This is a genomic window from Bacillus sp. BD48, from assembly GCF_046566805.1.
In the GTDB taxonomy this organism is placed as follows: domain Bacteria; phylum Bacillota; class Bacilli; order Bacillales; family Bacillaceae; genus Bacillus; species Bacillus safensis.
The window spans coordinates 390722-412065 of sequence record NZ_JANGFM010000003.1 but is presented as its reverse complement, the minus strand read 5'-3'; the positions used below and the strand labels follow the sequence as shown (position 1 = coordinate 412065).

Sequence of the window (21344 nt, the reverse complement as noted above, 5' to 3'; positions counted from 1 at the left end):
GTGAGCTAAGGATGGAGGCGTAACGAAAGGCATTCTTGAGCAACGTAAAACAAAGCGGCTGGATGCTACGACACCAGCAAATAGGGTGGAACCGCGGGAAAAAAACTCTCGTCCCTATGTTTGCAAGAACCTTGCGAGCATAGAGACGGGAGTTTTTGTGTTCTCTTACAAGGTTCTCATCCCACCCGCCATACATAGCGGTTGGTGTAGAAAAGATGGAGGTGCGATCATTGAATATTCAAGACATGATTTTGACGCTGCAAAAGCATTGGTCAAATGAAGGCTGCGTATTAATGCAGGCGTATGACACAGAAAAAGGTGCCGGAACGATGAGTCCATACACGTTCCTCAGAAGCATCGGCCCTGAGCCGTGGAAGGTAGCATATGTAGAGCCTTCAAGACGCCCGGCTGATGGCAGATATGGAGAAAACCCAAATAGATTGTATCAGCATCATCAATTTCAAGTGATCATTAAGCCATCACCTGACAATATTCAAGAACTATATCTTGAATCATTGAAGGCGCTTGGCATTGACCCGTTGAAACATGATATTCGTTTTGTGGAAGACAACTGGGAAAATCCATCTCTTGGCTGTGCAGGACTTGGCTGGGAAGTATGGCTTGATGGGATGGAAATTACGCAATTCACGTATTTCCAACAAGTCGGCGGCTTAGAATGTAAGCCCGTTTCTGTTGAAATCACATACGGTATTGAACGTCTTGCTTCTTACATCCAGGACAAAGAAAATGTCTTCGATCTTGAATGGACAGACGGATTTACGGTCAGAGATTTATTCTTAATGGCTGAATATGAGCACTCTGTTTATACATTTGAAACATCTAATACTGACATGCTGTTCGAGCTATTTACAACCTATGAGAAAGAAGCACATAGCCAAATGGACAAAGGGCTTGTTCACCCGGCATACGATTATGTCCTCAAATGCTCTCATACGTTTAACCTGCTCGATGCAAAGGGCGCTATTTCTGTGACTGAGCGAACTGGTTATATCGGAAGAGTGCGTCAGTTAGCAAGAAAAGTAGCCAAAACCTATTATGAAGAACGCGAAAAACTGGGATTCCCTATGCTAAAAGAGGAGGCGGCTTCTCATGAATAAACAAGATGTATTACTTGAAATCGGCTTAGAAGAGATGCCGGCTCGTTTCATGCCAGAGAGCACAAAGCAGCTAGGTGAGAAAGTAAAAGCATGGTTTGAAACGCAAAATATTTCATTCGAAGAGACTGCTTTATTCAACTCACCAAGACGTCTTGCTGTACTTGTGAAAGGTGTCGCAGAAAAACAAGAAGACATCAAAGAAGAAGCAAAGGGCCCAGCTAAAAAGATTGCCCAAGATGCTGAAGGCAATTGGACAAAAGCAGCCGAAGGCTTTGCCAGAGGACAAGGTGCTTCAACAGATGATCTCTATTTCAAAGAGATCAAAGGAGTGGATTATGTCCATGTCCAAAAATTTCAAGAAGGAAAGCAAGTCAAAGACCTTCTGCCAGCGTTAGGTGAGATCGCTGCTTCATTAAGCTTTCCAAAGAACATGAGATGGGGAAGCGAGGATTTACGCTATATCCGTCCGATTAAATGGATTGTTTGTTTATTTGGAGAAGAGATTGTACCAGTTGAAATTGCTGGGGTGAAAAGCGGCCGTGAGACTAGAGGACACCGTTTCCTTGGTACGACAGCCAGCATTGACTCACCTGCTTCCTATGAACAAACATTGCGCGAGCAATTTGTGATTGCAGACTCAGATAAAAGAAAACAACTTATTACTGAACAGCTAGATGCGCTATCTACAGAAAAAGGCTGGGTTATCCCTGTTGATCCTGAGCTTCTAGAAGAAGTGAACGATCTTGTAGAATATCCAACTGTGCTGTCTGGTTCCTTTGAAGAAGAGTTTCTTGCATTGCCTGAAGAAGTATTGGTGACGACAATGAAAGAGCATCAGCGCTACTTCCCTGTGAAAAATGAGCAAGGGGAATTATTGCCGCACTTTATTACAGTCAGAAATGGAAACAGTGAGGCGCTGGAAAATGTCGCAAGAGGGAATGAAAAAGTACTTCGTGCGCGTTTATCAGATGCTGCATTCTTCTATAAAGAAGACGAAAAACTAGTGATTGAAGACAATATTAAAAAGCTTGATAAAGTGGTATTCCATGAGAAACTTGGAACAATCGGCGACAAGCTGAAGAGAGTGACAGACATTGCCACCCGTCTAGCGGCGCAGATCGGAGCAGATGACGAAACAACTAAACGTGTGGCTAGAGCAGCAAGTATTTCGAAGTTTGACCTTGTGACTCAAATGGTCTATGAATTCCCAGAATTACAAGGAATCATGGGTGAGAAATATGCAAGAGCTCTTGGTGAACATGAAGAAGTGGCAAGAAGCATTAACGAGCATTATATGCCGCGCTTTGCTGGTGACGAGGCGCCGTCTACTTTGATTGGTGCGATTGTGGCTGTAGCAGATAAGCTCGATTCTATTTGTTCATTTTTCTCAATTGATGTGATCCCAACGGGTTCTCAAGACCCTTATGGACTTAGAAGACAAGCGAGCGGTATCGTTCAAATCCTGCTCGACCGTCATTGGAATATTTCATTTAAAGAGCTGTTAGCACTTGCTCAAGTAAAGACAGAACATGAAGCTGCTCTGATTGAATTTTTAACGCATCGTTTAAAATATGTTCTTCAAGCTGAGCATATTCGCCATGATGTTGTTGATGCAGTGCTGGATGTTGAAAATATTGAGCCATATGCAGTCGTCAAAAAAGCAGCTGTTCTTGAAGAGAGTGTGAAACAAGAAAGCTTCAAAGAAACGGCTGAAGCATTAGGACGCGTCATTTCAATCAGTAAAAAAGGGGAAGACGCAGAGATTCAGCCTGAACTGTTTGAAAATGAACATGAGCAAAAGCTGTTTGAGGCGTATCAGCAAGTAGAGAAAGCTGTAAAGGAACATGTAGCAGCAGGACATTACAGCCAAGCACTTGAGGCGCTGGATACGTTAAAAACACCGATCGTTCATTATTTCGATCACACAATGGTTCATGCGGATGATGAAAAACTGAAGCGAAATCGTTTGGCACAAATGGTCAAACTAGCCAAAGTCATTCAATCATTTGCGAATATGAACAATTTAATTGTAAAATAAATACCTAAGAACGGTTGCCTTTTCCGAAGGGCAATCGTTTTTTACTCATTTAATTCACGGTTTTTGAGTGGATTTTTGTTTCATTCGGACAAAGATGCGCTATAATATGATGAGTTATGAAAATGATATACATAAAGTAAAGATTTCGCTCTCTCTATTTAAAGGTGGTGAGTACAATCGAGTTAAATAAACGGCAAGAGCAGATTTTACAGATTGTCAAAGAGAATGGCCCGATCACTGGAGAGCATATCGCCGATCGGCTGAACTTAACAAGGGCGACCCTCAGACCGGATTTAGCCATTTTAACAATGTCGGGCTTTTTAGAAGCAAGACCAAGGGTCGGCTACTTTTTCACAGGAAAAACAGGCACGCAGCTACTCGCAGATAAGCTGAAAAAACTTCAAGTGAAGGACTTTCAATCCATTCCAGTGGTGATACATGAGAATGTTTCGGTTTATGATGCGATTTGTACGATGTTTTTAGAGGATGTGGGCACATTATTCGTTGTGGACGATCACTCTATTTTAACAGGCGTGTTATCAAGAAAAGACCTCCTTCGCGCAAGTATAGGGAAACAGGAGCTTCCATCTATCCCTGTCCATATTATTATGACAAGAATGCCGAACATTACCGTTTGCCGCAAGGAAGATTTCATTATGGATGTGGCGAAGCACTTGATTGAAAAGCAAATAGATGCACTTCCTGTGATAAAAGATACGGATAAAGGCTTTGAAGTGGTCGGAAGAATTACGAAAACAAACATGACGAAAATACTTGTCAGCTTATCGGAGAACGAAATAATCTAATGACAGAAGACTGCGAGGGGATGTTATGAGTAATCGCGTAATTTTTGTGGTATCAGATTCAGTAGGTGAAACGGCAGAGCTCGTGGTCAAAGCGGCACTTAGCCAATTTGATGGCGGCTCATCAGACCATTCAAATATTAGAAGAATCCCGTATGTAGAGGATGTTGGTACGATTAAAGAAGTCATTTCACTGGCGAAAGCAGATAATGGGATCGTCTGCTTTACTCTTGTTGTGCCAGAAATGCGCCAATTCTTAATCGAAGAAGCAGAAGCAAACGGTGTCGTTTATTATGACATCATCGGTCCACTCATTGATAAAATGGAGACGGCATATGGAAATGAAGCGAAACATGAGCCGGGTCGTGTACGTCAATTAGATGAGGACTATTTTAAAAAGGTAGAAGCCATCGAGTTCGCTGTGAAATACGATGACGGCAGAGACCCAAGAGGCATTCTAAAGGCTGATATTGTGCTCATTGGTGTATCACGCACGTCCAAGACACCATTATCTCAATATTTGGCGCATAAACGGCTGAAGGTAGCGAACGTTCCAATTGTACCTGAAGTTGATCCGCCAGAAGAGTTATTTTCAGTTGATCCGAAGAAATGTATCGGCTTGAAAATTAGTCCAGACAAACTAAATCATATTCGCAAAGAGCGTTTAAAATCTCTTGGTTTAAATGATCGTGCTATTTATGCGAACATTGAGCGGATTAAAGAGGAACTAGAGTATTTTGAAAAAGTGGTTGACCGAATTAACTGTCAAGTCGTTGATGTATCGAATAAAGCAGTTGAGGAAACGGCAAATGTCATTCATCAAATGCTGACCAAAAGAGGTTCCGAATAAACTCAGGATGCTCCTCCTGGGTTTTTCCTATGGTGGGAAACGGGTAAACAAAAACAATAGCATATTTGCTGCATTTGTATTATAATAAAAAATTGTGATAAAATGATTGATTTTAGGTTTAAGTTAAGTCAAGAACGAATAAACTAATATTGGCAGAAGTCAAGTGATTCTGAACATAACTTTTCGACAAAATGAGTTTTACTGTTGATTGCTTTATGGGGGAAAAGTATGGTCTTTTTGCTTCTCTAAAGCAGGAATAAGGTGGAGGGATGGAGAATTAGTCACCTGAATGAACGTAAAAAAGAGAGGACGATTTATGTCGATGCAGATGCTTGTCCTGTAAAAGACGAAATCCTTTCTGTCGCATCTCAATTTCAAGTACCAGTGACGTTCATTGCTTCATATGAGCATTTTCAAACCAAAAGATCTCCACTTGAAGATTGGCGGTTTGTAGATACACATAAGGAAGCAGCGGACTTAGTCATTGCAAACTCAGCTGCCGCACAAGATATTGTCGTCACCCAAGATATTGGTCTTGCCTCCTTACTGCTTCCGAGACAGGTCATTGTTCTGTCTGAAAGAGGACGAATGTACACAAACGAAACAATTGATTTTGATTTGGAACGCAGGCATGTTTCTAGCAAACAGCGAAGAAAAGGTGTATACGGAAAAGGTCCCAAAAAGCTTTTAGAAGAGGATAAGAAGCGTTTTATGGCGCAACTACAAAAAATCCTGTCGAATCATGAAGGATTTTTAAATTAAAAGGCGAATAATGTACGACGGAGTGTTATTAGGATGAGCAAACGTATACCAGATGAACTTTTGGAGCAGATCCAAAAAAACGCAGACATTGTCGAAGTGATTGGAGAATACGTACAGCTTAGAAAGCAAGGTCGAAATTACTTCGGTCTTTGTCCATTCCATGGTGAAAATACTCCTTCATTCTCTGTTTCAGCAGATAAGCAAATCTTCCATTGTTTTGGCTGTGGTGCAGGAGGCAATGTGTTTTCGTTCCTCAGACAAATGGAAGGCTACTCATTTATTGAAGCCGTTTCACATGTGGCTGATAAGTACCATATTGATCTGCCTGATCAGGTGGCGAATGCTCAGATGAGTTCCTCTCAGCAAGAGGACACTGCAGATCATAAAATGATTGAGGCCCATGAGCTTCTTAAGAAATTTTACCACCATTTGCTGGTAAATACAAAGGAAGGTCAAAACGCACTCGATTATTTACGGTCCAGAGGCTTTACGGATGAAACAATTGCCAAGTTTGAGATCGGATATGCTCTTGATTCTTGGGATTTCGTGACCAAGTTTTTAGAAAAACGAGGATTTGATCCTGTGATGATGGAGAAGGCTGGTCTTTTGATTCAACGTGAAAACGGCACAGGCTTTTTTGACCGCTTTAGAGATCGTGTCATGTTTCCCATTCATGATCATCATGGAACGGTCATCGCTTTTTCCGGAAGATCGCTTGGTGATCAGCAGCCTAAATATATGAATAGTCCTGAAACGCCGCTTTTTCATAAAAGTAAGCTGCTTTATCATTTTCATGACGCACGTATGCATATTCGCAAACGCGAACGGGCGGTTCTTTTTGAAGGATTTGCAGACGTCATCTCAGCTGTTACATCAGGTGTCGGTGAAAGTGTTGCAACAATGGGTACGTCTCTTACAGAAGAGCACGTAAAGCTTCTCAGGCGGAACGTAGAAGAGATCATCCTTTGCTATGACTCTGATACTGCCGGATACGAAGCGACCATGAAAGCGTCAGAATTGCTTGGAAAAAGAGGATGTAAAGTTCGCGTTGCCATGATACCAGATGGACTTGATCCAGATGATTACATTCGTAAATATGGCGGCGAGAAATTTAGGAATGACATCATAGATGCAAGTGTGACATTAATGACGTTTAAGATGAATTTTTTCCGAAGAGGAAAAAACTTATCAGATGAAGGAGACCGTCTTACTTATATGAAGCAGGTTCTCCGAGAAATCAGCCGGTTAAACGGCTCTTTGGAGCAAGAGATTTACATGAAACAGCTTGCTGGGGAGTTTTCGATCTCACTTGATTCATTAAAAGAACAACTGGAGCTGTTTGAAAAACAGCAGCGGCAAGAAACCAAAAGCACGCAGGAAGAAAACGGGCTTGAAAAACGGCGTGCACATCTGTCAACACAAGTGAGAAGAAAGCGTCTGCGGCCGGCATATGAAAATGCAGAGCGAATGCTGCTTGCTCATATGTTGAAAAGCGATGACGTGATCCGCAAAGTACTTGACAGAGTCGGGATTGAATTTAATATAGATTCGCACAGGGCGCTGGCAACGTACATTTATGCCTTGTATGAAGAAGGCAAAGAACCAACGCCGCAGCACCTGATGAACCGAATAGAAGATGATGTCATGAACCAGCTGTTGACAGATATATTGATGATTCAGGTCGGAGACGAACTAAGTGAAGCTGAATTAAGTGATTATGTAAAAAAAGTGTTGAATCATCGGAATTTGTCAATGATAAAGGAAAAAGAACTAGAACGTGCAGAAGCGGAGAGGCAAAAAGATTTCTTCAAAGCGGCAACACTTGCAAATGAAATTGTTCAGTTGAACCGTTCGCTGAAGTAAAACGTCTATTATTAATGACAGGACTTACGGCTGGCAATGAATCCTTTACGGGAGGAGCATAAGACCGCAAGCATCTTGCCTTCATCATTATTTATTTTATTCCTATTTGCTTCGTCATCTGTTTGATAGAGAGAGAAAAGCAGGGCGGAAGTAAATCGCAAGTTACTTTAGAATTCGTTGCAAGCTTTGGAAGGAGGGATCCATAATGGCTGATAAACAAGCCCACGAAACCGAAACTGAATTAACCTTTGAACAGGTGAGAGATAAGCTCACTGAAACGGGTAAAAAACGGGGCGTTTTAACATACGAAGAAATTGCAGAGCGTATGTCTAGCTTTGAAATTGAATCAGACCAAATGGATGAATACTATGAATACTTAGGCGAACAGGGTGTAGAGCTCATTAGTGAAAACGAAGAGACAGAAGACCCAAATGTTCAGCAGCTGGCTAAAGCGGAAGAAGAATTTGACCTGAATGATTTAAGCGTACCACCAGGTGTCAAAATCAATGATCCTGTTCGTATGTACTTAAAAGAAATCGGACGCGTCAATTTGTTATCTGCTAAAGAAGAAATTACGTATGCTCAAAAGATCGAAGAGGGCGATGAAGAATCAAAAAGAAGATTAGCGGAAGCGAACCTTCGTCTCGTTGTCAGCATTGCGAAACGCTATGTCGGTCGTGGTATGCTGTTCCTTGACTTGATTCAAGAAGGAAACATGGGTCTGATGAAGGCAGTTGAGAAGTTTGATTACCGCAAAGGTTATAAATTCTCAACATATGCGACTTGGTGGATTAGACAGGCGATTACACGGGCGATTGCCGATCAGGCGAGAACAATCCGGATCCCGGTTCATATGGTGGAAACCATTAATAAATTGATCCGTGTTCAAAGACAGCTTCTGCAAGACCTAGGCAGAGAACCAACGCCTGAGGAAATTGCTGAAGACATGGATTTAACTCCAGAAAAGGTTAGAGAGATTCTTAAAATTGCGCAAGAGCCTGTATCTTTAGAAACACCTATTGGTGAAGAAGATGACTCGCATCTTGGTGATTTTATCGAAGACCAAGAGGCAACATCTCCATCTGACCACGCTGCATACGAACTTTTAAAAGAGCAGCTTGAAGATGTATTAGACACGCTGACTGACCGTGAAGAAAATGTGCTGAGACTGCGTTTCGGACTAGACGACGGAAGAACACGCACGTTAGAAGAGGTTGGAAAGGTGTTCGGCGTAACAAGAGAGCGTATCCGACAAATTGAAGCGAAAGCTCTTCGTAAATTAAGACACCCAAGCAGAAGTAAACGATTAAAAGACTTCTTAGAATAGAAACCGGACGGATCTTGAAAGAGATCCGTTCTTTCTTATCAAAAATGAAAACGCTTTTTTCAATCTGATTATATTTTACTGAATAACAAATGAATTTGCAACGTTCTTAGAGAAAAGATGTATAAAAAATACATCTAAATGTGCTGAAGGCTTCATTTCTCATCTTGAATCATTTTTGTCTAATCTGTGAACTTGACCAAAGTTTTGTATCATAATTCGTTTACTTTTTGTAAAATTAAAGTAGAATTAGAATTGTTTGCATAGTCTCAAAGGGGTTTTCACAAAGGGGAGGATGAAAGAAATGAAACGGAATCCACTTATACCATTTTTATTGATTGCCATTTTAGGTATTGGACTCACTTTTTTCTTATCAATGAAGGGGCTGAAAGATGAAGAAAAAATTGCCTCAGGGGGCAAAGAGCAAAAGCAAGAAGAGACAGCAAATGCGACGCCGGAAGAATTGTATAAACAGAACTGCCTAAGCTGTCACGGGGAAAACTATGAAGGCGGTGCAGGTCCTGCATTAAAAGGTGTTGGAGACAAGCTTGAAGTAGCTGACATCAAGAAGAAAATTCAAGAAGGCGGCAACGGGATGCCAGGCGGGCTGATTCCAAATGAAAAGCTCGATGAAATGGCGGAATGGGTGTCTAAAATTAAATAATCTTACACAAAAAGCTCTTTTTCCAAAGAAGAGCTTTTTTCATTTGAAAACGACTTTTAAAAAGTCCATAATTTATATAAGATAGACAAGTATGAACATTAAAGAAAAGTAGTGATACGTATGAATGAAATGAATTTATCAAAACGATTAAAAAAAGTCGCAGACTTTTTACCAGATGAGGCAGTCTTCGCTGATATCGGCTCAGATCATGCTTATTTGCCATGCTATGCGATCCTGCATCATAAAGCAGTGAAAGCCATCGCCGGTGAAATAACCGATGGACCGCTTCAATCGGCGCAGCAGCAAGTACATAGACTTGAATTAGATGAACAAATTTCGGTCAGAAAAGGAAATGGCCTTGAAGTCATTGAAAAAGGCGAAGTGAATGCAGTGACGATTGCAGGTATGGGCGGGGCGCTCATCGCAAGCATTCTAAATGAAGGAAAGCATAAGCTCGCAGGCCATGAGAGGCTCATTCTTCAGCCGAATATCCATGCCCACCATATTCGTTTATGGCTTTATCAAGAGGGGTATGATTTGTTAGATGAAGTCATCTTAGAAGAGGACGGCAAAATATACGAAATCATCATCGCAGAAAAAGGCGACAAAAATAAAGCCTATGAAGGGATGTCACTTGAAGCAGGTATGCTGGTTGGCCCGTTTCTTGCGAAAGAGCAAAATGACGTCTTCCGGCGCAAGTGGATGCAAGAGCTTCAGCATATGGAGAAGATAGAAAGTCAAATTCAGCATGCGGCGCGGACAGAAGAAAATAAAGAGCGCCTTGAAGAGCTGAATGCAAAAATAAAGATGCTAAAGGAGGTTTTGACTGTTGGCTAAAACAGTAAACGGGCATGAAATCATCCAATTGTTTGAACAGTTTTCGCCAAAGGCATACGCCATGGAAGGTGATAAAATTGGTCTTCAGATCGGGACATTAAATAAAAAAGTGACCAATGTTATGATCACCCTAGATGTATTAGAGAATGTAGTAGATGAGGCGATCGAGCGGAAAGTGGATCTTATTATTGCTCACCACCCACCGATTTTTCGTCCATTAAAACATGTGGCGACAGATCAGCCGACTGGACGGATCATTGAGAAATGCATCAAACATGATATTGCGGTGTATGTGGCACATACGAATTTAGACGTAGCTGATGGCGGAGTCAATGACTTGCTTGCTGAGGCTCTAGAGCTTGAAGAAACAAGTGTGTTAGTGACGACATACGAAGATCCAATCAAACAGCTTGCCTTGTATGTCCCAGAGGAATTTGAAGAAGCCATCCGGACAGCTTTAGGAAATGCGGGCGCCGGCCATATTGGCAACTACAGCCATTGTGCGTTTTCAAATGAAGGGACAGGCAGCTTTCTGCCATCAGAAGAAGCTGAGCCGTTTATTGGTGAGACGGGACAATTAGAATTTGTGAAAGAAGTTCGGATTGAAACCATTTTCCCAGCAAGTATAGAAAAACAAGTGATTCGCGAAATGATCAAAGCACATCCTTATGAAGAAGTCGCCTATAGTGTACACACGACAGATCTTCCTCCTATTCAAAAAGGTCTTGGCCGTATTGGAGAGCTAAATGAGCCTATGACACTTAAAGATTTCACACAATTTGTGAAAGCGAAGCTAGATGTGAATGGGGCTCGTTTTGTAGGAGATCAAGACGCTATTGTGAAAAAAGTGGCGGTGCTTGGCGGAGACGGAAATAAATACATTCATCAAGCGAAAAGAAAGGGTGCCGATGTGTATGTGACAGGAGACCTTTATTTCCATGTTGCGCATGATGCCATGATGCTAGGGCTGAACGTTGTGGACCCAGGACATTATGCTGAAAAGATTATGAAAGAGGGCGTAAAGGCGAAGCTTCAATCGCTATGTGCGGATAAAAAATATGACGTACAGCTCTTTGTATCTGAATCAAACACAAACCCATTTCAATTTATGTAAACAAAAAACGTCAGAGCATAACTGCTCTGACGTTTTCTTATTTCTTTGTTTTGACGCGAGGTAAAATTTTAGAAAGAGGAACAGTCCGTTCAATCTTCCAAGTCGTTTCATCATCCGGTTCATAGTTTTCTAAGAAACGAATGACTTCCTTTGTAATAGGTGTTGGTGTTGAAGCACCAGCAGTAACGGCAACGGTTTTGACGCCCTGCAGCCACTCCAGCTTGAGTTCACTTAAGTCGCCAATACGGTAAGCCTGCGTTCCGGCAATCTCCATTGATACTTGTGCGAGACGGTTAGAGTTATTACTTTTTGGATCGCCGACAACAATGGTTAAATCGGCTTGACCAGCTTGCTGCGATACAGCTTCCTGACGCACCTGTGTCGCAAGGCAAATTTCTTGATGATACTCGACGTGAGGGTATTTCTCTTTAATCAGCTCCATCAGATCGTGCACATCCCATTGAGACATCGTCGTTTGGTTCGTGATGAGCAGTTTTTCTGATGTTAAATCGAGCGCTTCAATGTCGGCTTCTGTTTCGACAAGATGTACCTTGTCAGGGGCTACTCCGACAGCTCCTTCTGGCTCAGGATGCCCCTTTTTCCCAATATAAATAATGTCATAACCATCGGCTGTTTTCTCTGAAATGAGTTCATGAGTTTTCGTTACATCGGGACAGGTCGCATCAATGGCGACAAGGCCTTTTTCTTCTGCGATTTGACGAACCTCAGGAGAAACACCGTGAGCCGTGAAAATGACTGTTCCGCTTTCAACCTGCTTTAAAATGTCTAAGCGGTTTGGTCCATCCAGTGTGTAAATTCCATCTTCTTCGAAGGCATCAGTGACATGTTTGTTGTGCACAATCATACCTAATATATAAATTGGGCGTGGCAAGTTTTTATCAAGTGCGGCATTTTTAGCAATGACCATTGCATCCACAACGCCATAGCAATAGCCACGCGGCGATATTTTAATTACATTCATTTATTCGTCCTCCTGTAGGGAAGTGCTGCTAGAGAAGAACAATATAAAAAGCCGTAAAAAACGGCTTTTTATCATCTCTTGCTTCCATTATAGCCAAAGTAAGCGTATATATCAAAGATTGTTATACGCAGTGAACACTTCGCCGTTAAAAGATCACTAGACATATAGTTTTGGAACAGAGCTGCCAGATCTTTTTTTCGGTTTTGCTTTAGGAGCAGGTGATGTGTGTGGTGCTGCTTTTTTGACGAGGATGTCTTCCGGTTCTTCATTTTCTTCTATTTCGTCAGTCTGTGTTTCGTCCTCGAGCACTTCTGTTTCCGCGTTAGTCTCTGTTGATTCTGCATCAGCATCATTTGCACTTTCTTCATCATCCGCACTGCCAAGCTGGCTGTACAGTTTAATCATTGCAGGCAAATTTCTCACTAATGGTCCGTATTGCTGAATCATTGGCGTAAATTGCTGCGCCATCCCGAGCACTTTTTGAACATTTCCTAACATGCTTGAGAGGGTCGCAGGATTTGTGAAGCTCTGGATTCCTTGTAATCCCGCGCCACCTCCAGAGACTCCAGCTCCTCCTGCGCCAGGAAGAAATTTAGCGAGCATGCCTTTAATTCCAGCTCCGCCGCCTAGTGCACGGCTCTCACCTCCTGGAATTCCGCCCATCCCTTGTAAACCGCCTCCCTGTACAGACGGGGAGCGAGGCATCATTTGCTGAAATGGATTGCCTTGCCCTTGAAAAGGCTGTTGGATAGGAGGCTGCTGTCCTCTTTGAAAAATTCCGGGCTGTCCGCCATTTCCAAGGTGCCGGCGTGAGGGACGGCGCGGCTGAAAATTGCCCATAGGCCTTTGCCCTAACATACTTGTACCTCCCTTACTGCATTCTCTTTCTCTTCTTAGGTTATGCAAGGAAGCATCAATTGGTTTCCTGTAGGAAAAGCGGACATGGTTTTTTTACTGAAAATCAGCTATAATGAGGAGATGAGCAAAAAGGCATTGCCTTAAGGAGTGAAAACATGAAAGAAACGAAATTTACGACATATGAATTAAAGCCTTTTATTATAGATGCTATTCATGAACTAGGCTTTTATGAGCCGACTGATATTCAAAAAAGAATCATCCCTGCTGTTTTAAAAGGAGAAAGCGTGATTGGCCAGTCACAAACAGGAACAGGAAAAACTCATGCGTACTTACTGCCGCTGATTCATTCAATTGATCCAAGCAAAGAGCAGGTACAAGTGGTGATTACTGCACCTACAAGAGAATTAGCCAATCAAATTTTCAAAGAAGCTCAAACGATTTTAAAGAATGCTTCTCCAGAAGAAGAGATCAAAGCAAAGCTTTACATTGGCGGAACGGACAAGCAGAAATCAATTCAAAAGCTAAAAAACCAGCCGCATTTGGTTGTCGGCACACCTGGACGTATTGCTGACCTCATTCATGAGCAGGCGCTGAATGTTTACAAAGCGACCTCTCTTGTCATTGATGAAGCGGATTTAATGCTGGATATGGGATTTTTAGAAGATGTGGACCGTATTGGTGCACAAATGCCAGAACAGCTGCAAATGCTTGTGTTCTCTGCAACCATTCCAGAAAAACTAAAGCCCTTCCTTAAAAAATATATGGACAATCCAAAGTATGCGCATGTTGAACCAAAACGGATTACAGCAGAAAACATTCAGCATATTTTAGTTCCGTCTAAACAGCGTGATAAATTAAAATTGCTCCATGAAATGGTGACGAATGTACAGCCTTATTTAGGCATCATTTTTGCCAATACAAAAACAACTGTTGATGAAATCGCAGCATTCTTACAAGAAAAAGGAATGAAAATCGGTGTGCTCCATGGCGGATTAACGCCGCGCGAACGTAAAAAAGTCATGAAACAAATTGAAGATTTGGAGTTCACTTATATTGTGGCATCTGATCTTGCAGCACGCGGAATTGACATTAAAGGCGTCAGCCACGTGATTAACTATGAACTTCCATCTGATCTTGATTTTTATGTGCACCGCGTTGGAAGAACAGCTCGTGCTGGTTCATCTGGAATTGCCATGACCATTTATGAGCTGGCTGATGAGGATGCACTCATTCAAATTGAGAAAATGGGCGTTGTGTTTGAAAACAAAACCATTGTTCATGGCGAATGGCGAGATGCAGATGACCGTCTGAAGCGTCAAAGACGTAAAAAAGCTCCAAATGAAATTGAAGAAAAAGCAAAGCGTCTTGTGAGAAAACCGAAAGCTGTCAAACCTGGATATAAAAAGAAAATGACACGTGAGATGGATAAAATCAAAAGACAGGAACGTAGAAAGTCAAAGCGTAATGGAAAGTAGGGGGAAACATTGTTGAAGATTGGTTCACATGTATCCATGAGCGGAAAACATATGCTTCTTGCAGCGAGTGAGGAAGCTGCCTCTTATGGTTCGAATACGTTTATGATTTATACAGGTGCACCGCAAAATACGCGCCGTAAAAAAATTGAAGACCTGAATATTGAAGCTGGACAAGCGCATATGAAAGAGCATGGCATGACGGATATCGTCGTGCATGCTCCGTATATTATCAATATTGGAAATACAGTGAATCCAGCGACATTTGAGCTTGGTGTAGACTTTCTTCGCTCTGAGATTGAGCGTACGGAAGCACTGGGAGCAAGACAAATTGTTCTCCACCCGGGTGCGCATGTCGGAGCTGGGGCAGAAGCAGGGATTCAAAAAATCATTGAAGGTTTAAACGAAGTCATTGTAAAAGGTCAAGAGGTTCAAATTGCACTTGAAACAATGGCAGGAAAAGGATCAGAGTGCGGAAGAAGCTTTGAAGAGCTTGCCCAAATTATCGACGGAGTGACACATAACGAAGCTCTTTCTGTCTGCTTTGATACGTGTCACACGCACGATGCTGGTTACCCGATTGTGAGCGACTTTGATGGTGTGTTAGAAGAATTTGACCGAATTGTCGGTATTAACCGAATCAAAGTTCTTCATATTAATGACAGTAAAAACGTACAAGGCGCAAGAAAAGACCGACATGAAAATATCGGTTTTGGTGAAATTGGTTTCGATGCACTGAACTATATTGTGCATCATCCGCAGCTTCAAGATGTGCCGAAAATTCTAGAAACGCCTTATGTAGGTGAAGATAAAAAGAACAAAAAACCACCTTACAAATTCGAAATTGCGATGCTGAAAGAAAAGCAATTTGATGAAGGCTTACTAGATAAAATTACGGGTCAATAAAAAAGAATGCAACATGATGAGGTGCCGCTAAATGCGGCCCTTTTTTTCCTAATTTGTAAACTGGTTAAACAGATCATTCACAGTCTGTGCTGTCTGTTTAGAAGTAATCGCTTCCACTTGCTTAAGAAGCCGGTTACGCTCTGAATCATTAAAAATATTAATGTTTTTCCCGTTCATGAGTTTGGCAACCTCAGCAGCTTGATTAGACGTTAAACTGACGCCATACTGTTTCGCATACCTTAACAGATCGCTTGCTGTGATCTGATTGAGCCGCTGCAGGACAATTTTTTGAATTAAAATCAATTCCATTCCTCCCCTCTGTAACAATGTATGGGCGAAAACGGAAAATGTGCAAAAAATTTTATTTTATTCTGTGAAATGATAAAATAGTAAAGTGAATAAAATGTTCATTGAAAATTTAACATGTGTAGAAGGGAGAACGTATGGCAAATAGTAAACAGCATAGAAAGGAATCAGTGCCTCATTTTATTTTGAGAATTTTTCTGATTCTAGTTGGAGCTGCATGTGCAGCAGTCAGCATTGAATTATTTTTAGTGCCAAACAATATTATTGATGGAGGCATCATCGGCATTTCGCTTATTTTGGATTATCTCTTTACTGATAACCCGTTTATTAATTTCGCGACGATTGTTGTCATTTTAAATATTCCATTTATGATATCAGGATACAAACATATTGGGAAAACCTTTCTGATTTCCACTGTGATTGGGATTGTCAGCTTAGCCGTGATTGAATCTTCACTTCATCACGTAGAGGCATTTACAACACAGCCGATCTTAGCCACTGTATTTGGCGGGCTATTACTTGGATTTGGTGTTGGACTTGTCATCCGTAATGGAGGCTCAATGGATGGAACAGAGATTTTAGGAATTCTTCTGACGAAAAAAATTCCTTTCTCCGTCGGTGAGTTTGTCATGATCGTCAATGTGTTCATTTTTATTTGGGCGGGCTTTGTCTTCGGACCAGAGCAGGCTATGTATTCTGTGATGACATATTATTTGGCAATGAAAACAATTGATGCTGTTATTCAAGGGCTTGATGAAACAAAAGCTGTTATTATCGTATCAGATTATTATGATGAAATTTCAGATGCGATTCTGCATCGACTTGGCAGGGGAACGACAAAGCTGAAAGGAAAAGGCGGCTATACAGATGAAGAAAAAGATGTCATCTACGCCGTTGTCACAAGGCTTGAAATTACAAAGCTGAAATCTATTGTATTTGAAATTGATGGCCAAGCATTTATTACGATTATGGATACGCATGAAACAAAAGGCGGTAAGTTCAAAACAGCCATTCATTAGCTTTTATTTTACTTTTTTATCTTTCTTTTATATAATGAAATGTATGTATGAACAGAGAAAATGGCAAAAGCCATTTTCTTTTTGTTGTATAAATCGTAATCATTCTTTTTATTTTGATTAAAGGTGGAAGGATTCATGGCAAAGCCAATTATTGAAATGGAGGACATTTCGTACTCTTATGGACAGCGAAATGTCATTGATCACATTCATTTAACAGTAGAGGAAGGGAACTTTTTAGCACTTGTTGGACCGAATGGATCTGGTAAAACAACCTTATTAAAATGTCTGCTTGGGCTCATTAAACCGCAGCAAGGTGAATTAAAGCTATTTGGCACGCCTGTTTCAAAATTTAGAGACTGGGACCAAATTGGATTTGTTTCTCAAAAGGCGAATAGCTTTAATACGGGTTTCCCTGCTTCTGTATATGAGGTCGTCGCAAGCGGACTGACTGCGAAAATTGGTTTATTTAAACGAATGAGCAAGCAGGATAAATGGCAAGTTGAAGATGCCATTCGCTCAGTTGGCATACAAGATTTAAAGCATCAAAACATCGGTGAGCTTTCTGGTGGTCAGCAGCAGCGTGCATTTATTGCCCGTGCGCTTGTCAGTCAGCCGAAGCTGCTCATCTTGGATGAACCCACAGTTGGGGTCGACCAGCGGACAGTAGAAGGCTTTTATCAGCTGCTCGAAACATTGAACAAAGAAAAAGGAATGTCTTTAATTCTCGTCACACACGACGTCGGCACCGTCTCTGATAAAGTCACCCATGTGGCTTGTTTAAATCAGACTCTGCATTTCCACGGGGATGCAGAAGCGTTTGATTCAATGGATGATCAGGCGCTATCCCAATTTTACGGGCATGACATTCAAGTGATTCATCACGACCATCATCATCATGGGGGACATGAATAATGCTATTTCCATTTTTTCATTATGAATTTTTACAAAATGCGTTTATCGCAGGTATGCTGATCGGTTTTATTGCGCCCTTACTTGGTGTATTTATTGTCGTAAGAAGGCTCTCGCTTATTGCAGATGCCCTCAGTCACGTATCACTTGCCGGTATTGCCGCAAGTCTATTCCTTGATAAAAAGTTTGGCCTTTTGACAGGGGTAAGCCCGCTCTACTTAGGAATGGCTTTTTCTGTTGCAGGGTCATTGTTCATTGAGCGCCTGCGCTCTGTGTATAAGCATTATCAGGAGCTTGCCATTCCCATCATTTTATCAGGTGGTATTGGGATTTCCGTCATCTTCATTTCACTAGCGAATGGCTTTAATACAGATTTGTTTAGTTATTTATTCGGTAGTGTCAGTGCGGTTTCAAGACTTGATCTTTGGATTATTGTGGGGATCTCACTCGTTGTTGTGTTAGTTGTTGTGCTTTTATATAAAGAATTGTTTCTGCTTTCTTTTGATGAAGAGCATGCAAAGGCTTCTGGTATTTCAGCAAAATGGATTCATTTTATTTTTATCTTAGTTGTCGCACTTGTCATTGCGGCATCGATGCGTATCGTCGGTACACTGCTTGTGTCAGCGCTCATGACGCTTCCTGTTGCGGCAAGTATTCGCATTGCCAAAGGATTCAAACAGGCGATTTTCCTCTCGATTTTGTTTGGTGAATTGTCTGTATTGGCCGGATTGATTTTAAGCTATTATCTTGATTTAGCGCCTGGCGGAACGATTGTGATGCTGTCTATTTTGATTTTAATCGGGTGTATTAGTATTGGGAAATTTAGAAGGGGGAATCATCATGAACGTACAAGAAGCGCTTGATTTATTAAAGGAAAAAGGCTACAAATATACAAGCAAACGTGAAGATATGCTTCAATTGTTTTCTGATTCTGATAAATACTTGACCGCTAAAAATGTGCTGACGGCACTAAGTGAAGACTACCCTGGTCTCAGCTTTGATACGATTTACCGAAACTTGTCGCTATATGAAGACCTTGGAATATTAGAAACAACGGAATTGTCAGGGGAGAAACTATTCCGTTTTAAATGTTCATTTTCCCATCATCACCATCACTTTATTTGTCTTGCATGTGGGAAAACAAAGGAGATCGATGCCTGTCCTATGGACAAGCTGGACGCCGATTTAGATGATTATCATATTAGCGGACATAAATTTGAAATATATGGAACGTGTCCTTCTTGCGAACCGAAGGAAGTTCATTCATAAACAGCCAGCCGCAGAGTAACGGGCTCGGTTTTAAGGTAGAAAGAATAGATCAGTCAGCTGATTAGAACTCCAATTCGTATTTGAATTGGAGTTCTTTTATTTGTTTTTATATAGGCATTTTATTAAATTCCCTTGTTTCTTCCGAAGAAATATCGGCAGGAGCTAACGAGGATCACGTTTTGACTCCAAAATTCTGATAAAATTAATTTAGATATTCCGTCATTAGTAGATGTGGAGGTAAAAGAATGCTAACAGAACACCCTCAATATATTTTTCATATTGATGAACGACCAGAATACGTTAATGATTTAGCTGATGTAGATGAACATTCCACTGAGTTGTTAATCACAGGAAAAACAATAAACATTGAAAGGTTGAAATCTTTTTCTAACCTGACGAAATTGTGGATTTACAAAGTGAACCAAAAGGAATTCAATACGATCTTGAGCTTAGTTAATCCCAAAATGCTCTATATGCGTGAACTGAGAGTAGAAGATTTATCAATCATAAGTTCTCTTAAAGATGTTGAGGTATTGGCACTTGAATGGAATACAAAGGCACAAAGTTTATGGGATTTATCAAAAAACACTTTTTTAAAATCTTTATCCATAACAGATTTTTCAAAGTTAAATGACATAGCCCCTTTGCAGAAAAAAACTGATTTAGAATTGTTAGAATTGTCGGGTGGTCTTTTTAATTCATTAAACTTAAATACTCTTCAACCTTTAAGATACCTCAAGAAATTAAAATATCTGTGCTTATCAAATATAAAAGTAAAGGACGAGTCTTTAGAGCCGATATCGGAATTAGAGGGACTCGAGGAACTTGAAATTTCGAACCAATTCCCGACAGAAGAATATGCTAGGTTATCCGTAACCCTTCCAAATACGAAGTGTGATCGTTTTGCACCATACATCTTTTTATCAAGTCCTATTGTCGATAAAGATGTGATGGTGATTGGAAAACGAAAACCGAAATTAAATTCAAAAGTTGATGGGGAAAAGTTGCAAAAATACGAAGAACAATTTAAAGCCTACCAAGAAAAGTATATAAATTAACTTAAAAAGCAATGGAAAATCAATTCCATTGCTTTTTCTATTGCTAATTTAATGGTGAATACCATAATAAACTTCATGCTAAATGGTGTTCTAATTGATATTTTCTTCTTCAAAACCGAACCTTTTGTCTTTTTGAAAACGTTTTACAAAGGGCGGCTGTTTTATTAAAATGAGAACAAGGTACTGAAGTAAGTTGCGTCTTTAGGAGTAAAGGGAGGGTCAAAAGTGGCGTATTATGTCGTGTTTGATGTAGGCGGGACGAGAACGAAACATGGATTAATGGATCAGGATGGAGAGCTGGTCACGAGCGGTGATTATGAAACGAACTGCCGTCAGCTTGAGCCGTTTTTAGAAGCCATGGCAGATGTAGTCAAGGAATATCAAAGGACGTTGGATGTGAACGGTATCGCCATCAGTCTTCCAGGCTTTGTAGACAGTGAATCAGGTTATACAGAATTTGCAGGCGCGATCATCGCCTTAAATGGTCAAAATGTAAAAACACTTTTAGAAGAGAAAACGTCTCTTCGTGTAGAAGTGGAGAATGATGCGAACTGTGCAGCTCTCGCAGAAAAATATAGCGGCAATGCGAAAGATTGTGACAGCTTTATTTGTATGACGATTGGCACGGGTGTTGGCGGTGGTATTTTTGCTGATGGTCAGCTTGTGCGCGGGGCTTCCTTCCGCGGTGGTGAATTTGGCATGATGCTGACAGAAACGGAAAATGGCCAGTTTACAACTCTCAACAGCAGCGCTTCAACAGCTGGATTAATTCGGAGCTATAAAGAAAAGCAAGGAATTCCGCAAAGTACTCAAATAGACGGCCAAGAGATTTTTGAAAAGACGAAGCATGATCCGGCCATTGAGAAGCTGGTGGATCAATGGTACAAGCGAATCGCCATTGGCATTTACAATGTAGCGACTGTTCTTAACCCAGAGAAAATCCTTATCGGCGGGGGCGTAAGTGCAAGACCAGACTTATTACAAAACATTGAAAAACATTTACATACACTGCATGCGTGGAAGAACATTCAGGTGAAACTGGAAACTTGCTACTACTTGAATCAGGCAGGCATGAAGGGGGCACTGTACCATTTCCTCATGAAAGAAGGGCAGCTTGCTCCATCAAAAAAGCCGATACATTAAATGTATCGGCTTCAGCGTGTAGACAAATCCTCGCGTTTGTTCCGCTTCG

21 protein-coding genes are annotated in these 21344 nt (G+C 41.1%); 18 read left to right on the top strand and 3 right to left on the bottom strand.

Annotated features, from left to right (window positions below):
• Positions 1 to 230 precede the first annotated feature (230 nt).
• The 10 genes from glyQ to ACLGGR_RS12100 all read left to right on the top strand — a co-directional run bounded on the left by glyQ (position 231) and on the right by ACLGGR_RS12100 (position 11373).
• A complete protein-coding gene (gene glyQ, locus ACLGGR_RS12145; protein ID WP_012010611.1) occupies positions 231 to 1118 on the top strand; it encodes a glycine--tRNA ligase subunit alpha in 888 nt (295 codons plus the stop codon).
• The gene (glyS, locus tag ACLGGR_RS12140; protein ID WP_410973136.1) at positions 1111 to 3156 is read left to right on the top strand and encodes a glycine--tRNA ligase subunit beta; all 2046 of its coding nucleotides are present in this window, start codon (positions 1111 to 1113) and stop codon (positions 3154 to 3156) included. Before glyQ ends, glyS begins: the two co-directional genes overlap by 8 nt.
• 167 nt (positions 3157 to 3323) lie before the next feature.
• On the top strand, positions 3324 to 3962 hold the full coding sequence (ccpN, locus tag ACLGGR_RS12135) for a transcriptional regulator CcpN (RefSeq protein ID WP_024423017.1): 639 nt from the start codon (positions 3324 to 3326) through the stop codon (positions 3960 to 3962).
• 25 nt (positions 3963 to 3987) lie between these two features.
• Positions 3988 to 4809: a pyruvate, water dikinase regulatory protein gene (locus ACLGGR_RS12130; protein WP_008342399.1), complete on the top strand. Its 822-nt coding sequence runs from the start codon at positions 3988 to 3990 to the stop codon at positions 4807 to 4809.
• 261 nt (positions 4810 to 5070) lie between these two features.
• Positions 5071 to 5571, top strand: coding sequence for a YaiI/YqxD family protein (locus tag ACLGGR_RS12125; protein WP_076840960.1), 501 nt, complete (start codon positions 5071 to 5073; stop codon positions 5569 to 5571).
• Between the two features lie 33 nt (positions 5572 to 5604).
• Positions 5605 to 7434, top strand: a complete 1830-nt coding sequence (dnaG, locus tag ACLGGR_RS12120; protein WP_142945455.1) for a DNA primase — start codon at positions 5605 to 5607, stop codon at positions 7432 to 7434.
• A 205-nt stretch (positions 7435 to 7639) separates the two neighbouring features.
• Positions 7640 to 8761, top strand: coding sequence for an RNA polymerase sigma factor RpoD (rpoD, locus tag ACLGGR_RS12115; RefSeq protein WP_008342392.1), 1122 nt, complete (start codon positions 7640 to 7642; stop codon positions 8759 to 8761).
• 301 nt (positions 8762 to 9062) lie between these two features.
• Positions 9063 to 9422, top strand: a complete 360-nt coding sequence (gene cccA / locus ACLGGR_RS12110) for a cytochrome c550 (RefSeq protein WP_034280134.1) — start codon at positions 9063 to 9065, stop codon at positions 9420 to 9422.
• Positions 9423 to 9542: 120 nt separating this feature from the next.
• The gene (locus tag ACLGGR_RS12105; RefSeq protein WP_410973135.1) at positions 9543 to 10259 is read left to right on the top strand and encodes a tRNA (adenine(22)-N(1))-methyltransferase; all 717 of its coding nucleotides are present in this window, start codon (positions 9543 to 9545) and stop codon (positions 10257 to 10259) included.
• Positions 10252 to 11373 carry a Nif3-like dinuclear metal center hexameric protein gene (locus ACLGGR_RS12100; protein ID WP_410973134.1) on the top strand — a complete coding sequence of 374 codons (1122 nt, stop codon included), beginning with the start codon at positions 10252 to 10254 and terminating at the stop codon, positions 11371 to 11373. The genes ACLGGR_RS12105 and ACLGGR_RS12100 overlap by 8 nt, the downstream gene beginning before the upstream one ends.
• A 37-nt stretch (positions 11374 to 11410) precedes the next feature.
• Here the strand turns inward: ACLGGR_RS12100 and ACLGGR_RS12095 are convergent, their stop codons facing one another.
• Both ACLGGR_RS12095 and vrrA read right to left on the bottom strand, forming a co-directional pair.
• Complete coding sequence (locus tag ACLGGR_RS12095) at positions 11411 to 12355, bottom strand: 4-hydroxy-3-methylbut-2-enyl diphosphate reductase (RefSeq protein ID WP_024423011.1); 945 nt, start codon at positions 12353 to 12355, stop codon at positions 11411 to 11413.
• A 156-nt stretch (positions 12356 to 12511) separates the two neighbouring features.
• Positions 12512 to 13213 (bottom strand): VrrA/YqfQ family protein, encoded by a 702-nt coding sequence (gene vrrA, locus ACLGGR_RS12090; protein WP_410973133.1) that lies wholly within the window; start codon positions 13211 to 13213, stop codon positions 12512 to 12514.
• Positions 13214 to 13368: 155 nt separating this feature from the next.
• Between vrrA and ACLGGR_RS12085 the strand changes: the two genes are divergently transcribed.
• Entirely contained in the window at positions 13369 to 14688 is a 1320-nt protein-coding gene (locus ACLGGR_RS12085; protein ID WP_034280145.1) for a DEAD/DEAH box helicase, read from the top strand.
• A gap of 9 nt (positions 14689 to 14697) precedes the next feature.
• Positions 14698 to 15591: a deoxyribonuclease IV gene (locus ACLGGR_RS12080; protein ID WP_410973132.1), complete on the top strand. Its 894-nt coding sequence runs from the start codon at positions 14698 to 14700 to the stop codon at positions 15589 to 15591.
• A gap of 48 nt (positions 15592 to 15639) precedes the next feature.
• On the opposite strand, the gene ACLGGR_RS12075 is transcribed toward ACLGGR_RS12080, so the two are convergent.
• Positions 15640 to 15894, bottom strand: a complete 255-nt coding sequence (locus ACLGGR_RS12075; RefSeq protein ID WP_323647940.1) for a DUF2624 domain-containing protein — start codon at positions 15892 to 15894, stop codon at positions 15640 to 15642.
• Positions 15895 to 16034: 140 nt separating this feature from the next.
• Here ACLGGR_RS12075 and ACLGGR_RS12070 point away from each other — a divergent pair, with 140 nt between their 5' ends.
• The 6 genes from ACLGGR_RS12070 to ACLGGR_RS12045 all read left to right on the top strand — a co-directional run bounded on the left by ACLGGR_RS12070 (position 16035) and on the right by ACLGGR_RS12045 (position 21295).
• On the top strand, positions 16035 to 16916 hold the full coding sequence (locus ACLGGR_RS12070) for a YitT family protein (RefSeq protein WP_142945448.1): 882 nt from the start codon (positions 16035 to 16037) through the stop codon (positions 16914 to 16916).
• A gap of 135 nt (positions 16917 to 17051) precedes the next feature.
• Positions 17052 to 17828, top strand: a complete 777-nt coding sequence (locus ACLGGR_RS12065) for a metal ABC transporter ATP-binding protein (RefSeq protein WP_142945447.1) — start codon at positions 17052 to 17054, stop codon at positions 17826 to 17828.
• On the top strand, positions 17828 to 18688 hold the full coding sequence (locus tag ACLGGR_RS12060; protein WP_060596671.1) for a metal ABC transporter permease: 861 nt from the start codon (positions 17828 to 17830) through the stop codon (positions 18686 to 18688). Before ACLGGR_RS12065 ends, ACLGGR_RS12060 begins: the two co-directional genes overlap by 1 nt.
• Complete coding sequence (gene zur / locus ACLGGR_RS12055) at positions 18666 to 19094, top strand: zinc uptake transcriptional repressor Zur (protein ID WP_142945446.1); 429 nt, start codon at positions 18666 to 18668, stop codon at positions 19092 to 19094. Before ACLGGR_RS12060 ends, zur begins: the two co-directional genes overlap by 23 nt.
• 245 nt (positions 19095 to 19339) lie before the next feature.
• Positions 19340 to 20152 (top strand): leucine-rich repeat domain-containing protein, encoded by an 813-nt coding sequence (locus ACLGGR_RS12050; protein WP_410973131.1) that lies wholly within the window; start codon positions 19340 to 19342, stop codon positions 20150 to 20152.
• Between the two features lie 225 nt (positions 20153 to 20377).
• Complete coding sequence (locus ACLGGR_RS12045; protein ID WP_410973130.1) at positions 20378 to 21295, top strand: ROK family protein; 918 nt, start codon at positions 20378 to 20380, stop codon at positions 21293 to 21295.
• The last annotated feature ends 49 nt before the right edge of the window (positions 21296 to 21344 follow it).

Excerpts from the sequence above, each read along its gene's own strand:
- glyS (WP_410973136.1), top strand. The coding sequence starts at position 1,111 with ATGAATAAACAAGATGTATTACTTGAAATCGGCTTAGAAGAGATGCCG.
- ACLGGR_RS12130 (WP_008342399.1), top strand. The coding sequence starts at position 3,988 with ATGAGTAATCGCGTAATTTTTGTGGTATCAGATTCAGTAGGTGAAACG.
- dnaG (WP_142945455.1), top strand. The coding sequence starts at position 5,605 with ATGAGCAAACGTATACCAGATGAACTTTTGGAGCAGATCCAAAAAAAC.
- rpoD (WP_008342392.1), top strand. The coding sequence starts at position 7,640 with ATGGCTGATAAACAAGCCCACGAAACCGAAACTGAATTAACCTTTGAA.
- cccA (WP_034280134.1), top strand. The coding sequence starts at position 9,063 with ATGAAACGGAATCCACTTATACCATTTTTATTGATTGCCATTTTAGGT.
- ACLGGR_RS12105 (WP_410973135.1), top strand. The coding sequence starts at position 9,543 with ATGAATGAAATGAATTTATCAAAACGATTAAAAAAAGTCGCAGACTTT.
- ACLGGR_RS12095 (WP_024423011.1), bottom strand. The coding sequence starts at position 12,355 with ATGAATGTAATTAAAATATCGCCGCGTGGCTATTGCTATGGCGTTGTG.
- vrrA (WP_410973133.1), bottom strand. The coding sequence starts at position 13,213 with ATGTTAGGGCAAAGGCCTATGGGCAATTTTCAGCCGCGCCGTCCCTCA.
- ACLGGR_RS12085 (WP_034280145.1), top strand. The coding sequence starts at position 13,369 with ATGAAAGAAACGAAATTTACGACATATGAATTAAAGCCTTTTATTATA.
- ACLGGR_RS12070 (WP_142945448.1), top strand. The coding sequence starts at position 16,035 with ATGGCAAATAGTAAACAGCATAGAAAGGAATCAGTGCCTCATTTTATT.
- ACLGGR_RS12065 (WP_142945447.1), top strand. The coding sequence starts at position 17,052 with ATGGCAAAGCCAATTATTGAAATGGAGGACATTTCGTACTCTTATGGA.
- ACLGGR_RS12060 (WP_060596671.1), top strand. The coding sequence starts at position 17,828 with ATGCTATTTCCATTTTTTCATTATGAATTTTTACAAAATGCGTTTATC.
- zur (WP_142945446.1), top strand. The coding sequence starts at position 18,666 with ATGAACGTACAAGAAGCGCTTGATTTATTAAAGGAAAAAGGCTACAAA.
- ACLGGR_RS12050 (WP_410973131.1), top strand. The coding sequence starts at position 19,340 with ATGCTAACAGAACACCCTCAATATATTTTTCATATTGATGAACGACCA.